This window comes from Pseudoxanthobacter sp. M-2, assembly GCF_046156265.1.
Classification (GTDB): Bacteria; Pseudomonadota; Alphaproteobacteria; order Rhizobiales; family Segnochrobactraceae; genus CAMDHY01.
In genome coordinates, this window is sequence record NZ_JAWDIR010000022.1 from 35033 (window position 1) to 48744 (window position 13712).

Below are 13712 nucleotides of genomic sequence, written 5' to 3' on the forward strand. Positions count from 1 at the left end.
TGTCCACCCTCACCCCCGCATCCCCGCCGTGCGCGGGGCGAAGGGCCACGGGTTGTCCGCCTGCACCGCCACGCGTTTCGGCGTCTCCGCTCCCGTCAGCGACGACAGCGGGCGGACGTGATCGAGGTGCCCGCCGAGCGCCGCGTAATCTTCGAGGCTCAAGGTGAACTCGATCGGCGCCACCAGCGCCGGCGTCGGCACGGACCCAAAAGCATTGGCCGGCAGGCGGGTGACGTCGACCATGAAGGTGATGCCGCCGCCCGGCCAGACATAGACCGGCGCGCCGCCGCAGGTGACGGTGGTGAGCGCCTCCTTGACCGAGCGCGTCAGCCGGACCGGGTTCTCCGTCACGCCGGAGCGCAGCGACCCGCCGGCGCCACCCATGAAGAGCACGGTGCAGAGCGCCGGCTCGCAGTTCTCGCGGATGAGCTCGACGGAGTGCGTGAGGCTCGCCGGCAGCGCCGTCTCGACGGGCGTGAGCGCCTCGTCGAGGACGTAGTAGCCGTGCTGCTCGCCGGTGGTCGACACCATCAGCATCGTCAGCCCCGGCCGTGCCTTCTTCGCATCGAAGGGGCCGAGGATCGACAGGGGATCGGTGATGTTGGTGCCGCCCCACCCGGTGCCGGGCTCCGCGACGCGGAAATAGCGGCCGGGCGTCGAGCGGCGGCCCTTCAGCTTGATGCCGGTGTCGGGGATGCCCAAGAGCTTGCCGGCCTGGTGCTCGGACAGCACGCCGGTGATGTGGTCGTCGACCACCACGACCTCGTCGACCTTGCCGTGCCACTGCTTGGCGAACATGCCGATGGTGGCCGAGCCACAGCCGACGCGCATGCGCTCCTCGACCGCACCGTTCACCACCGGCGGCCGGCCGGCCGCGACGATGACGGTGGCGCCGTCGTCCACCGTGAGTTCGACGGGCTGGCCGTTCGACAGCGCGAGCAGCGTCTCGCAGGTGACGCGACCCTCGGGCTTGGTGCCACCGGTGAGATGGTGGACGCCGCCCAGCGACAGCATCTGCGAGCCGTATTCGGCCGTGGTGACGTGGCCGACGGGCTCGCCGTTCGCCCGCACCAGCGACCGCTCGGGGCCGAGATGGCGGTCTGTGTCAATCTTCACCTTGACACCACAGTAGGAAAATATCCCCTCGGTGACGACGGTGACCATGTCGACGCCGTCGACCTCCGACGAGACGATGAACGGCGCCGGCTTGTAGTCGGGATAGGTGGTGCCGGCGCCGATGGCGGTCACGAAGGTGTCAGGCCCGTGCAGCACGCCGCCGTCCCAAGCGCCTCTGTCGAAGGGCACCACGGCGCCGCCCTGCGACAGCGTACGGTCGAGGACGACGTGCGGGTCGACGCGCACGAGCGTGCCCTCGTGGTTGGCGTAGCGGTCGCAGGCACCGACCATGCCGGGGCGGATGAAGCACATCACCGGGCAGGCGTCGCAGCGGATCTTGTCGTCCGTTGCCGGCGCTGGCGCCGCGGCGGCGGGGGGCGGAGCGATGTCGTCGAGCATTCAGGCCCCCTCGCCGGCGGTCTCCGCGACGGCGCGGATGGCGGCGCGGACGCGGTCGGGCGTCGCCGGCACGCGGGTGAGGCGGGCGCCGGTGGCGTGGTGGATGGCGTTGAGGATCGCCGGCGCGGTCGGGATCAGCGCCTGCTCGCCGATGCCCTTGGCGCCGAACGGGCCGACCGGCGAGGCGTCCTCGATCAGGATCGAGACGACCTCCGGCATGTCGCCGACGGTGGGGATCAGGTAGTCGTGGAGGTTCTCGCCGCGACCGGGGAAGAACTCCTCCATCAGCGCGAGGCCCAACCCCTGGGCGACACCGCCCTCGATCTGGCCTTCCACCAACGTCGGGTTGATGGCGCGGCCGACATCGTGGGCGGCGGTGATCTTCAGGACCCTGACGGTGCCGAGCGTGGTGTCGACCTCGACCTCGGCGATGTGGGCACCGCAGCCATAGACGGCATAGGGGCTGCCCTGGCCGTCGGCATCGAGCGGCGAGGTCGGCGGGTCGAAGGTCTCTTCCACGGCAAGGACATAGCCGCGGGCGTCGGGCGCCATCGCGGCGAGGTCGAGGGTGCGGGCGTGGTCGCCGTCGGTGACCGTGACTGTGCCGGGACCGAAGGTGAGGCGGGCGCTCTCGCCGGCGTTGGCGAGGCGGAGGATCTCCCGGCGCAGCGCCCGGCCGGCGAGCTCGGCCGCCTTGCCGGTGACGAAGGTCTGGCGCGAGGCGGAGGTCTTGCCGCAGTCGGGGGTGAGATCGGTGTCGGCGGAAACACGATCCATGATCACGATCGGCGCGCCCAGCGCCTCGGCGGCGATCTGGGTGACGACGGTGTTCGAGCCCTGGCCGATGTCGACGGCGCCCTGGTGCAGCGAAAGCCGCCCGTCGGGCTTGAGGCCGAGGCGGATGGTCGAGGGGTTCGGCAGCGAGGTGTTGCCGCAGCCGTACCACATGCCGGCGACGCCGACGCCGCGGCGGCGGGGGCCGGTGGCCTTCGCATTGAAATCGCTGGCGTCTTCGAGCGCGCGCGCCCAGTGCGGGCGGAGCGCTTCGAGGCACGGGACGATGCCCAGGCCCTCGCCCAGCACCTGGCCGGTCACCGTCGGCTGGTCGGGCCGGAGTGCGTTCAACAGGCGGAACTCGAGCCGGTCGAGGCCGAGCTTTTCGGCCAGCATGTCGAAGGCCTGCTCCTGCGCCACCGCCGCCTGCGGCACGCCGAAGCCGCGGAAGGCGCCGGCGGGGACGAGGTGGGTGTGAACGGCCCGCGTCAGCGCCCGGTAGTGCGGCACGAGATAGGGGCCGGAGGCGTGCACGGGCACGCGGTTAGCCACCGTCGGCCCCCACGAGGCATAGGCGCCGGTGTTGAAATCGGCTGCGAAATCAAACGCCTGGATCCGGCCGTCGGGAGAGGCGGCGACGCGGATGTGCATCTTCGCCGGGTGGCGCTTGGTGGTCGTCGCCATCGATTCCGGCCGCGAGTAGACCATCCGCACCGGCCGGTCGAGGTGCCAGGCGGCGACCGCCACGAAGGGCTGCACCGACAGATCGAGCTTCGAGCCGAAGCCGCCGCCGACCGCGGTCGGGATGATGCGGACGGCCTCGGGCGCGATGCCGAGCACCTTCGCCACCTCGTCGCGGTCCATGTAGGGCGACTGGGTGCAGGCCTGCACCTCGATGCGGTCACCGACGCGCCGGGCGAAACCGGCCTCCGGCTCGATGTAGGCGTGCTCGACGAAGCCGGAGGAGAAGTCGCCCTCGACAGTGACGAGAGCGTTGTCCTGTAAGGATTTCTCGACGTCGCCGCGGACGACGCGGCCCTTCACCAGCACGTTGCCGACGCGGCCGGGCTGCACGGCGTCCGCACCGGGGGCGAGCGCCGCATCCATCGTCGTCAGCGCCGCAAGCTCTTCCCACTCCACCGGAAAATCCGCGAGCGACAGCGAGGCCACCACATGCGGCTCGCCGACGACGGCGGCGACCGCCTCGCCGCGGAAGCGGGTTTCCGACACGGCGAAGACCGGCTGGTCGGCGAACGGCGGGATGACGCCGAAGCGGTTCTCGCCGGGCACGTCGGCGGCAGTGAAGACCCTGAGAACGCCGGGGTTTTTCGCGATCCACGCCGCCACGTCGCCGAGCCGGAAGCGGGCGTGATGGAACGAGCTGCGGACGGCACGGAGCGCCAGCGTTCCCGCCGGGGCGAAATCGGCTCCGAAAATGTCAGAACCTTCAACCTTTTCAACGCCATCGAGCCGCGCCAGCCGGCGTCCGACGGCACCGGCCGTCACCGGCGCGCCGACGGTGCCATCGACGGTGCCGTGATGACGGGCGTCGACGGCCCCGTCCCCGCCGGCAGCATCGAGCACCGCCGCGACGATCTTTCGGTAGCCCGTGCAACGACAGAGGACGCCGCCGATGGCGTCGAAGACGGCCGCTTCCGACGGTGCGGTTTCCCGCTCCAGCAGCGCCGTCGCCGACACCAGCATCCCCGGCGTGCAGATGCCGCACTGGGCGGCACCGTGGGCGAGGAAGGCGTCCTGCAGGCGCTTGGCCGCCGGATGCCGATCACTGATGCCCTCGATGGTCTCGACCGAGCGGCCCTCGACCTGGCCGACGGCGGTGAGGCAGCCGCAGACGGGCTCGCCATCAAGGAGCACCGTGCAGGCGCCGCAGTCGCCGGCGTCGCAGCCGACCTTGGTGCCGGTGAGGCCGAGATCGTCGCGCAGCACCGACGTCAGCCGCCGCGCCGGCGACGCGTCGGTCGCGGTTTCGCGGCCGTTGAGGATGAAGGTGATGGCGTTCGCGCCAGCGGCGGCGTGGCTTGCGGACTGGATGGATGCTGACGCGGCGGCGGACCTGCCGTCATCGGCCACCGCGGGCTTGTGCACGGTCTCCAGCATCGGTCAGCCCTCCGGGGTGTCGGGGTCGGCGGTGCAGGCGTCGAGGGCGCGCCGCACCAGTTCCAGCGCCGCCTCGCGCCGGTAGGCGGCGGTGGCGCGGACGTCGTCGATCGGGTCGAGGTGGGCCAGGTGCTCAGGCATGACCCGCGTCGACAGCGGCTCGGCAAGGTCCGCGCCGGCGAGGGCGTCTTCCAGGGAGAGCAGCCGCTTCGCCACCGCCGAGCAGGCACCGACGGCGACGCGGGCCTCGGCCACCCTGCCCGCCTCCATCCGCACCACCGCTGCGACCATGGCGATCGAGATGACGAGATAGCGCCGGGTGCCGAGCTTTAGGAAGGCCGAGCGGCCGGCCTCGATCGTCCGCGGCACCAGGATGGCGGTGACGAGTTCGCCCGGGGCCAGCACCGTCTTGCGGTAGCCGGTGATGAAGTCGGCGAGCGCGACGCGGAGGCGGCCGCGCGGGCCGGCGATCTCGACGAAGGCGTCGAGCGCCAAGAGCGGCGGCACGCCGTCGGCGGCGGGCGAGGCGTTGACGAGGTTGCCGGCGATCGTCGCTGCGTTCTGGATCTGCACCGAGCCGACCTCGCGGGCGGCCGCCTTCAGCATGGCGAAGCATGGCGGCAGGGGCGCGCGGACGAGCGCGCTCCAGGTGACGCGAGCGCCGATGCGCACGAGGCCGGGCTCGAGCGTGATCGCCGACAGGCCCTCGAGGCGGGAGAGGTCGACGATGCGGGCGGGGGCCGGGCGGTCGACGAGGGCGGGGAACACGTCGGTGCCCCCGGCGAGGATGCAGGCGGGCTCCGCCAGCATCTCGACGGCCTCCTCGACCGTGCGCGGCCTCAGATAGCTCATCGGTCCCCTCGCACCCGCGCGGGCGGGCTTCGCTCGGCAAGCGTTATCGTTTGTGTGCTAACGGTCTCTCCGGTGCGGCCGGCTGTCAAGACACATTCGAAAGTGGGGTCCCGCTAGCCCGCGCCGGCGGGAGAAGGTGGCGCGCAGCGCGGTGCCAGAGCGCGGATGTCAGCCGCTCCCCCACCGGATGTCGCGGGGTGAACCCTCTTGGTGGTCATTCCCGGCCTTGTGCCGGGAACCCATTCGTTCCAGCGCTCACGGCGTTGGAGGGGAAAGTGCGACCGGGCTGACGTTGCATGCGTTCCCGGCACAAGGCCGGGAATGACTCCGGAGGGGTGGATGCCCATTCCGCCAGTGCATGCGGCAGCAGGCGCCAGTGGGCGACCTCGAGTACGGGCGACCTTGGGCATAGCGGGCAACAGCGCGCGCCAGTGGGAGAAGGAGATGCGCCCGCCTCTACTCCCTGTCCCACTCCGCCAGTGTCCGAGCGGTGCCGCGCTCCAACAAGCTCGCCAGCGCCTGCACCACCGCCGCCTTGAGGCGCGGGTCGGTCGAGAGGTCGTCGCCAAAGATCTCGCGGACGGAGAGGAGGCCGGTCGCCAGCGCCGCGGCGTCACGGCCAGCCTTCGCGGCGATGGCAGTGAGCTTCGGGGCCAGGGGGTCATTGAGGTCGTGCGGCTTGCCCGCCTCGTCCACCCCGACGACCCAGCGCATCCAGGCGGCGAGCGCCAGGCCGAGGCGGTCGATCGGGGCGCCGGCGGAAAGCCGGTCGCGGACGGAGCCGAGCAGGCGCTGCGGCAGCTTCTGCGAGCCGTCCATGGCGATCTGGCGGGTGCGGTGGCGGAGCGCCGGGTTGGCGAAACGCTTCAAGGTCTCGTGGCGATAGCCGGTGAGGTCGCCGAGGCCGTCCGGGCGCAGCGTCGGCTCGATCTCGTCGCGCATCATCATCGCGAGGAAGCGCACTAGGTGGAGGTCGTGCATCGCGTCCGCCACCGTCTCGCGGCCCATCTGCACGGCGAGATAGGCGAGCGTCGAATGAGGGCCGTTGAGGAGGCGGATCTTCATGCGCTCGTAGGCGGGCACCTTGTTGGAGACGGTGACGCCGGCCGCCGCGAAGTCCGGCCGGCCGGCGGGAAAGCGGTCCTCGACCACCCACTGGCTGAACGGCTCGGTGACGACCGGCCAGGCGTCCTCCAGCCCGGTGGCGGCGGCGATCGCCGCCCGGTCGGCGTCGGTGGTGGCGGGCGTGATGCGGTCGACCATCGTCGCCGGGAAGGCCACCTCGCCCTCGACGAAGCGGCCGAGGTCGGGGTCGCGGAGGCTGGCGAAGCGGGCGACGATGCGGCGGACGGTGGCGCCGTTGGCGGGGAGGTTGTCGCACGGCATCACCGCGAAGGGGGCGAGGCCGTCGGCGCGGCGGCGGGCGAGCGCCTCGACGATCAGGCCGGGCACGCTCGACGGCGCGTGCGGGTCCAGGAGGTCGGCCCGCACGAGGGGGTGGTCCTCGGCGAGGCGGCCGGTGGCGGGGTCGTGGCAGTAGCCCTTCTCGCTGACGGTGAGGCTGACGATGCGCACGCGCGGATCGGCCATACGGGCGATGAGGCGCGCGCGGTCCTCCGGCACGACGAGCAATTCGGTGACGCAGCCGATGACGCGGTGGCTGGTGCCCTCGGCGCCGGCGACAGCGAGCGTGTAGAGGCCGTCCTGCGGGGCGAGCGCGTCGCGGGTGGCGGGGCTGCGCAGGCTCGCCGCGACGATGCCCCAGGAAGTGTCGGCGGCGAGCAGGTCGTCGATCACCGGCGCCTGGTGGGCGCGGTGGAAGGCGCCGATGCCGAGATGGACGATGCCGGGCGTGACGGCGGCCCGGTCGTAGGCGGGGCGGGCGACGGCCGGCGGCAGCCGACCGAGCGTGGCGTTCGAGAGGCGCGGCAGCGACATGCGAGGGTCCGGGTTCAGCGGAAGAGCGACGGCAGCCAGAGGGAGAGGGCCGGAATGTACGTCACCAGCATCAGCACCGCGAGGGAGGCGCAGTAGAAGGGCCAGATCGTCCGGAGCGCCTGGCCGAGGGGGATCTTCGCCACCGCGCAGCCGACGAACAGCACCGCCCCCACCGGTGGCGTGCAGAGGCCGATGCCGAGATTGAGGATGAGGATGACGCCGAAGTGGACGGGGTCCATGCCGAAGGCCGTCACCACCGGCAGGAAGATCGGCGTGGTGATGATGATCAGCGGCGACATGTCCATGAAGGTGCCGAGGAACAGGAGCACGATGTTGAGGAGCAGGAAGATGACGAGCGGCTCGTCGCTGATCGCCTTCAGGAAGCCGGTGAGCGCCGCCGGCACCTGCAGGTAGGCGAGCAGCCAGCCGAAGGAGGCGGCGCAGCCGATGACGAGGAGCACCATCGCCGTGGTGCGGGCGGCCCCCAGCGTCGCCTCGACGAAGCCGGACCAGCCGAGGCCGCGGTAAACGAGCAGCGTCACCAGCAGGGCGTAGACGACGGCGATGCACGAGCTCTCGGCGGCGGTGAAGACGCCGGAGCGAACGCCGCCAAAGATGATGGCGATGAGCAGGATGCCGGGGATCGCCTGCAGGGCCCGCCAGCCGAGGTTGGCGAAGCCCGGGAAGGGCTCGGTCGGGTAGCCGCGGCGGCGGGCGACGAAGAAGGCGGCGACCGCCAGCGCCATCGCCAGAAGCAGGCCGGGGATGATGCCGGCGGTGAACAGGTCGGCGATCGAGATGCCACCGCCGCCGGAGATCGCATAGATGATCATGTTGTGGGAGGGCGGGATCAGGAGCGCGATGATCGCCGCCGTGACGGTGACGTTGACGGCATAGTCGACGTCGTAGCCGCGCGCCTTCATCTGCGGGATCATCAGCCCGCCGATCGCCGAGGCGTCGGCCACCGCCGAACCGGAGATGCCGCCGAAGAGCGTCGAGGCGGCGATGTTGACCTGGCCGAGGCCGCCGCGGAAGTGGCCGACGAAGCCGGCGGCGAGCGCCACCAGCCGGGCGGCGATGCCGCCGCGCACCATCAGGTCGCCGGCATAGATGAAGAACGGGATCGCCATCAGCGAGAACGAGCTGACGCCGGAATTCATCCGCTGGAAGACGATGAGCGGCGGCAGGCCCATGTAGACGACGGTGGCGAGCGAGGCGATGCCGAGGCAGAAGGCGATCGGCGTGCCGATCAACAGCAGCCCGACGAAGGTGCCGAACAGGATCAGGAGTTCCAAGAGACGTCCTCCCGGCCCGGACCGATGACGAAGCGGCGCACCAGCCGCTCGAGCGAGAACAGGAAGATCAGCACGCCGCCGCCGACGATCGGCATGTAGTCGACGCCGCCGGGCAGCCCGAGCGTCGGCAGGGTGGCCGTCCAGGTGCCGATCGTCAGCGTCATGCCGTACCAGGCCATGGCGGCGCCGAAGCCGCCGGTGACGACGTCGCTGACGCAGCGCATGGCGAAGGCGGCGCGCGGCGAGGCGATGGCGAGCAGCACCTCGAAGCCCAGGTGGTAGTTCTCGCGGACGCCGACGGCGGCGCCGAGGAAGATGAACCAGCCCATCAGCACGATCGCCGCCGGCTCGGTCCAGGCGGGCGAGGCGTTCAGCACATAGCGGCCCCACACCTGCCAGGCGACGAAGGCGGTCATCAGCACGAGGCCGACCGCGGCGATCCACAGGGCGAGGGTGGAGAGCACGCCGAGGACGCGCGAGATCAGCACCAGCGCCGGCGGGAGGTGGTGGTCGGCGATGCCATCGGAGTGGGCGGTGCGCATGGGGGGCCTCGGGTGGGCGGCAGACGGGACGCGTCCTCCCCCTGCCGGAAAAAAACTGCGCAGCGGGCGCAGCAAGTGGAGCGCGTCCTCCCCCTGTCAGGGGGGAGGACAGCCGGCGAAGCCGGCAGGTGGGGGCCCGTCAATCCGGAGCGCGACGTCGGCGTGGTCGTGCGGATTGACGGGCCCCACCCTGGCGACCTGCGGTCGCCTGTCCCTCCCCCTGGCAGGGGAGGGACGCCTTCGCGGGTTTGGCGCGCGTCAGCGCGAAGAACTGGAACCCGGCGATCTAGCCAGCTCTCACTCCCCCGCCTGGATCCGCGCGACGAGGTCCTTCAGCTTCGGGTCGGTGACGAAGGAGGCGTAGAAGGGCTGCATCGCGGCGATGAACTCCTCCTTGTTGACCTCGTTGATCTTGGCGCCGCCGGCCTCGACCATCTTGCGCGACTCCGCCTCGCGGGCGTCCCAGAGCTCGCGCATCTTGGCCACCGAGTCCTTCGCCGCCTGCTTCACCAGCGCCTGGTCCTCGGGGGTGAGCTTGTCCCAGGCGATCTTCGACATCACCAGGGCTTCCGGCGCCATCGAGTGCTGCGACAGGCTGTAGTACGGCGCCACCTCGAAGTGCTTGGTGGACTCGTAGCTCGGCCAGTTGTTCTCGGCGCCGTCGATGACGCCGGTCTGCAGGCCGGAATAGACCTCGCCGAAGGACATCGGCGTGGCGTTGGCGCCGAGACCGTTGACCATGCCGACGAACATGTCGGACTGCTGCACCCGGATCTTCATGCCCTTCATGTCTTCGACGGTGACGATCGGCTTCTTCGAATTGTAGAAGGAGCGCGCACCGGAATCGTAGAAGGCGAGGCCGATCAGGCCGTGCGGCTCGAAGGCGGCGAGGATCTCCTCGCCGATCGGGCCGTCCATCGTCTCGCGCATGTGCTCGGTCGACTTGAAGATGAACGGCAGCGCCGGGACGCTCGTCTCGGGGATGAGGTTGTTGAGCGGCGCGAGGTTGATGCGGTTCATGTCGATGACGCCGAACCGCGTCTGCTCGATGGTGTCCTTCTCTTGGCCGAGCTGGGCGGCGTTGAGGACGTCGATCGACAGTCGGCCGCCGGAGCGCTCCTTCAGGAGCTCGCCCATGTATTCGACCGCGACCACCGTCGGGTAGCCGTCCGGGTGGATGTCGGCGGACTTGAGCACGATGGTGTCGGCGGCAAACGCGGTGGTGGACATGAGCGCGCCGGCGAGCGCGAAGGGCAGCGTGAAGCTCTTGAAGGCGTTCATTGTTGGTCCTCCCTGGTGGTCGTTGCGAAGCCTGTGCCGCGCGCCCTCCCCGGCGCGCGCGGTCACAGGCGGTAGGCCTCCTTGGCGAGACGGTAGGCGAGGTCGTGCGCCACCGCGTGCGCCTCGTCCTCGTCGAGGCGGTGGGTGACGACGAGGTTGGCGAGAAAGCCGCAGTCGACCCGCCGCGAGACGTCGTGGCGGGCGGGGATCGAGGGGAAGGCGCGGGTGTCGTCGTTGAAGCCGACGGTGTTGTAGAAGCCGGCCGTCTCGGTCACGAGCTCGCGGTAGCGGCGCATGCCCTCCGGGCTGTCGAAGAACCACCAGGCCGGCCCGAGCTTGAGGCACGGATAGTGGCCGGCGAGCGGGGCGAGCTCGCGGGAATAGGCGGTCTCGTCCAGCGTGAAGAGGATGACCGAGAGGTCGCGCTCCGCCCCGAAGGCGTCGAGCAGCGGTTTGAGCGCCTCGACGTAGCCGGTGGGCATCGGGATATCGGCGCCCTTGTCGCGGCCGAAGCGGGCGAAAACCGAGGCGTCGTGGTTGCGGAACGAGCCCGGGTGGATCTGCATGACGAGGCCGTCGTCGAGGCTCATGCGCGCCATCTCGGTGAGCATCTGGGCGCGGAAGAGCTCGGCGTCGCCAGCCTCGCCGCGGCCGGAGACGACGCGGTCGAACAGGCGCTCGGCCTCGGCCGGACCGAGGTTGGCCGTGCGGGCGGTCGGGTGGCCGTGGTCGGTGGCGGTGGCGCCGAAGGACTGGAAGACGGCGCGGCGGGCGCGGTGGGCGGCGAGGTAGCCGCGCCAGGATCGCGTGTCCTCGCCGGTCATGTCGGCGAGGCGATCGAGGTTGGCGGCGAAGCCCTCGAAGTCGGGGTCGACGACGGGATCCGGGCGGTAGGCGGTGACGACGCGGCCGGGCCAGCCGGAGGCGCGGATCATCGCGTGCCACTTGAGGTCGTCGAGCGGGCTCTCGGTGGTGGCGATCACCTCGATGTTGAAGCGCTCGTAGAGGGCGCGCGGCCGGAACTCGTCGCGGGCGAGGCAGCCGGCGATGGCGTCATAGGTCTCGTCGGCGGTGTCAGCCGAGAGGCGGACGTCGATGCCGAACAGATCCTGGAAGGTCTGGTCCAGCCAGAGGCGGGTCGGCGTGCCGCGGAAGAGGTGCCAGTGCGCGGCAAAGCGGCGCCAGATGGCGCGGGGGTCGGTCTCGACCGGACCGCCGTCGCGGCGGGGCACGCCAAGGTCTTCCAGGCGCACGCCCTGGCTGTGCAGCATGCGGAAGACGTAGTGGTCGGGCACGACAAGGAGCTGCGCCGGATCGGGAAAATGCTCGTTCTCCGCGAACCAGCGCGGATCGGTGTGGCCGTGCGGGGAGATGATCGGCAGATGCCGGACGGCCTCGTAGAGGCGGCGGGCGATGGCGCGGGTCGCGGGATCGGCGGGCAGCAGGCGGTCGTCGGAGATCAGCACGGCACGGCCTCCCGGGAGAGGTCGGGGCCGCCGGCGGTGACGACGTCCTCGGCCGGGGTGGTGAGCACGCGCCGGACGGTGGCGAGGTGGAGGTGCATGGCGGCCCGGGCGGCGTCGGGATCGCGAACGGCGATGGCGGCGAGGATCGCCTCGTGCTCGTGCGCCGTCCCCTCGCGGGCGCCACGAAACAGGCCGGTGGTGTCGCCCATGCGCAGGAACAGCGGCGAGAACATCTCCCGCCAGAGCTGGTCGACGATGCGGGCCAGCACCTCGTTGCCGGTCGCCTCGGCGATGCGGACGTGGAAGCCGTGGTCGGCGTCGCTGTGGGCGGCCGCCCCCGGGCAGGCGCGCATCTCGGCGATGGCGGCGGCGAGCGCGGCGAGGTCGGCGTCCGAGCGGGCGAGCGCCGCACGGGCCGCCGTCTCGCCCTCGATCGCCTCGCGCGCCTCGACCAGGGCGAGCGGGCCGCTGCCGGCATCGGCGAGCGCGCGGGCGAAGCCGCCGGTGACGAGGTCCGGCGACGGTGCGTGGACGACCCAGGCGCCGGAGCCCATCCGCACCTCGACGACGCCGGCGAGCTCGAGCGCGATCATCGCCTCGCGAACGACGGGACGCGATACGCCCAGGGATTGTGCCAGCTCGCGCTCGGCGGGCAGGCGGCTGCCGACCGGGAGCTCCCCCGCGGCGACGAGGCGGGCGAGCTGCTCGGCCACCTTCTGGTAGAGACGCAGCGGCGCAATGGGTGTGATCGGCACGGGTAGCCCCCTCCAAGGCTTGCCGAGTATGACCCCGTTGGTTAGATGGTCAAGTGGCCAGACCAGTTGGCCGGGGCACGTCGGGGTTGAGGGGGAGGACGCTGGATGCCGCAGAGGCGGAGCGACGCCACGGGAACGGACCGGGCGGTGGCGGGGGCCATGAAGCACGGACCGGCGCTGTTGTGCCTGGGCGAGGCGATGGTGGAGTTCAACCGGCCCGAGGACGGGCCGGCGTGGCGCCAGGGGTTCGGCGGCGACACCTCCAACACGGCGATCGCCGCGGCCCGCCTCGGCGTTTCCGCCGGCTACGTCAGCCGCGTCGGCAGCGACCTGTTCGGCCGGATGCTGCTCGACCTCTGGCAGGCGGAGGGCGTCGACACGACGACGGTGCAGGTCGATGCCGCCGCGCCGACGGGCCTCTATTTCGTCACCCACGGCGCCGAGGGCCACAGCTTCGAGTACCGCCGGTCGGGCTCGGCGGCGAGCCGGATGACGGCCGAGCGGATGCCCTTGTCGGCGATCCGTGCCGCCCGGGTGCTGCACCTGTCGGCGATCAGCCAGGCGATCTCCGAGACGGCCTGCGAGGCGTCCTTCGCCGCGATCGAGTCGGCCCGGGCGGCGGGCGTCACCATCTCCTACGACACCAACCTGCGCCTGAAGCTGTGGACGCTCGAGCGGGCCTGGTCGGTGATCGATGCGACACTCCGGCATGCCGACATCGTACTGCCTGGCCTCGACGATGCGCGAACCCTGATGGGCGTCGACGATCCCGACACGATCTGCGACCGGCTGCTGAAGCGCGGCGCCAAGGTGGTGGCGCTGACGATGGGCGCCGACGGCGTGCTCGTCGCCACCGCTGACGCACGGGCCCGGATCGCGCCGCACAGGGTCGAGGCGGTCGACGCGACCGGTGCGGGCGATGCCTTCGACGGGGCGTTCCTGGCCGAGTGGCTGGCGACCGGGGACGCCTTCGCCAGCGCCCGCTTCGCCAACGCCGCCGCGGCGCTCTCCGTGCAGGGCTACGGCGCGGTGGCGCCGCTGCCGCGCCGCGACGCCGTCGAGGCGCTGCTGCGGACCGCCGGGGAGAGCTGAAAGCGCGAAGGGCACGTCGTCGGGCCTCGACAATTCATATGATGACTTGTATGTCATAGTATGAATTTTTCGGGCGGTCATCCC

At 71.4% G+C, this 13712-nt stretch carries 10 protein-coding genes; 1 reads left to right on the forward strand and 9 read right to left on the reverse strand.

Features of this window, described 5'->3' with window-relative positions; genetic code table 11:
* Positions 1-9: 9 nt before the first annotated feature.
* From RUR49_RS11925 to RUR49_RS11965, 9 genes are all read right to left on the reverse strand, one after another.
* Positions 10-1515 carry a 6-hydroxynicotinate reductase gene (locus tag RUR49_RS11925; RefSeq protein ID WP_409146603.1) on the reverse strand — a complete coding sequence of 502 codons (1506 nt, stop codon included), beginning with the start codon at positions 1513-1515 and terminating at the stop codon, positions 10-12.
* The gene (locus RUR49_RS11930; protein WP_409146604.1) at positions 1516-4407 is read right to left on the reverse strand and encodes a molybdopterin-dependent oxidoreductase; all 2892 of its coding nucleotides are present in this window, start codon (positions 4405-4407) and stop codon (positions 1516-1518) included.
* A 3-nt stretch (positions 4408-4410) separates the two neighbouring features.
* On the reverse strand, positions 4411-5259 hold the full coding sequence (locus RUR49_RS11935; protein WP_409146605.1) for an FAD binding domain-containing protein: 849 nt from the start codon (positions 5257-5259) through the stop codon (positions 4411-4413).
* 456 nt (positions 5260-5715) lie between these two features.
* Positions 5716-7197, reverse strand: coding sequence for a mannitol dehydrogenase family protein (locus RUR49_RS11940; protein WP_409146606.1), 1482 nt, complete (start codon positions 7195-7197; stop codon positions 5716-5718).
* Positions 7198-7211: 14 nt separating this feature from the next.
* The gene (locus RUR49_RS11945; RefSeq protein ID WP_409146607.1) at positions 7212-8492 is read right to left on the reverse strand and encodes a TRAP transporter large permease; all 1281 of its coding nucleotides are present in this window, start codon (positions 8490-8492) and stop codon (positions 7212-7214) included.
* Entirely contained in the window at positions 8480-9034 is a 555-nt protein-coding gene (locus RUR49_RS11950; protein ID WP_409146608.1) for a TRAP transporter small permease, read from the reverse strand. Before RUR49_RS11950 ends, RUR49_RS11945 begins: the two co-directional genes overlap by 13 nt.
* Before the next feature lie 297 nt (positions 9035-9331).
* Positions 9332-10264 (reverse strand): TRAP transporter substrate-binding protein, encoded by a 933-nt coding sequence (locus RUR49_RS11955; RefSeq protein ID WP_409147130.1) that lies wholly within the window; start codon positions 10262-10264, stop codon positions 9332-9334.
* Between the two features lie 113 nt (positions 10265-10377).
* The gene (gene uxaC / locus RUR49_RS11960) at positions 10378-11781 is read right to left on the reverse strand and encodes a glucuronate isomerase (protein ID WP_409146609.1); all 1404 of its coding nucleotides are present in this window, start codon (positions 11779-11781) and stop codon (positions 10378-10380) included.
* A complete protein-coding gene (locus RUR49_RS11965) occupies positions 11775-12536 on the reverse strand; it encodes a FadR/GntR family transcriptional regulator (protein WP_409146610.1) in 762 nt (253 codons plus the stop codon). The genes uxaC and RUR49_RS11965 overlap by 7 nt, the downstream gene beginning before the upstream one ends.
* 105 nt (positions 12537-12641) lie before the next feature.
* Between RUR49_RS11965 and RUR49_RS11970 the strand changes: the two genes are divergently transcribed.
* Positions 12642-13628, forward strand: coding sequence for a sugar kinase (locus tag RUR49_RS11970; RefSeq protein WP_409146611.1), 987 nt, complete (start codon positions 12642-12644; stop codon positions 13626-13628).
* Positions 13629-13712: the final 84 nt, after the last annotated feature.

What these genes read in the sequence shown, in the direction of transcription:
- RUR49_RS11950 (WP_409146608.1), bottom strand. Translation starts at nt 9,034, where the DNA reads ATGCGCACCGCCCACTCCGATGGCATCGCCGACCACCACCTCCCGCCG.
- RUR49_RS11970 (WP_409146611.1), top strand. Translation starts at nt 12,642, where the DNA reads ATGCCGCAGAGGCGGAGCGACGCCACGGGAACGGACCGGGCGGTGGCG.
- RUR49_RS11930 (WP_409146604.1), bottom strand. Translation starts at nt 4,407, where the DNA reads ATGCTGGAGACCGTGCACAAGCCCGCGGTGGCCGATGACGGCAGGTCC.
- RUR49_RS11935 (WP_409146605.1), bottom strand. Translation starts at nt 5,259, where the DNA reads ATGAGCTATCTGAGGCCGCGCACGGTCGAGGAGGCCGTCGAGATGCTG.
- RUR49_RS11940 (WP_409146606.1), bottom strand. Translation starts at nt 7,197, where the DNA reads ATGTCGCTGCCGCGCCTCTCGAACGCCACGCTCGGTCGGCTGCCGCCG.
- RUR49_RS11955 (WP_409147130.1), bottom strand. Translation starts at nt 10,264, where the DNA reads ATGTCCACCACCGCGTTTGCCGCCGACACCATCGTGCTCAAGTCCGCC.
- RUR49_RS11925 (WP_409146603.1), bottom strand. Translation starts at nt 1,515, where the DNA reads ATGCTCGACGACATCGCTCCGCCCCCCGCCGCCGCGGCGCCAGCGCCG.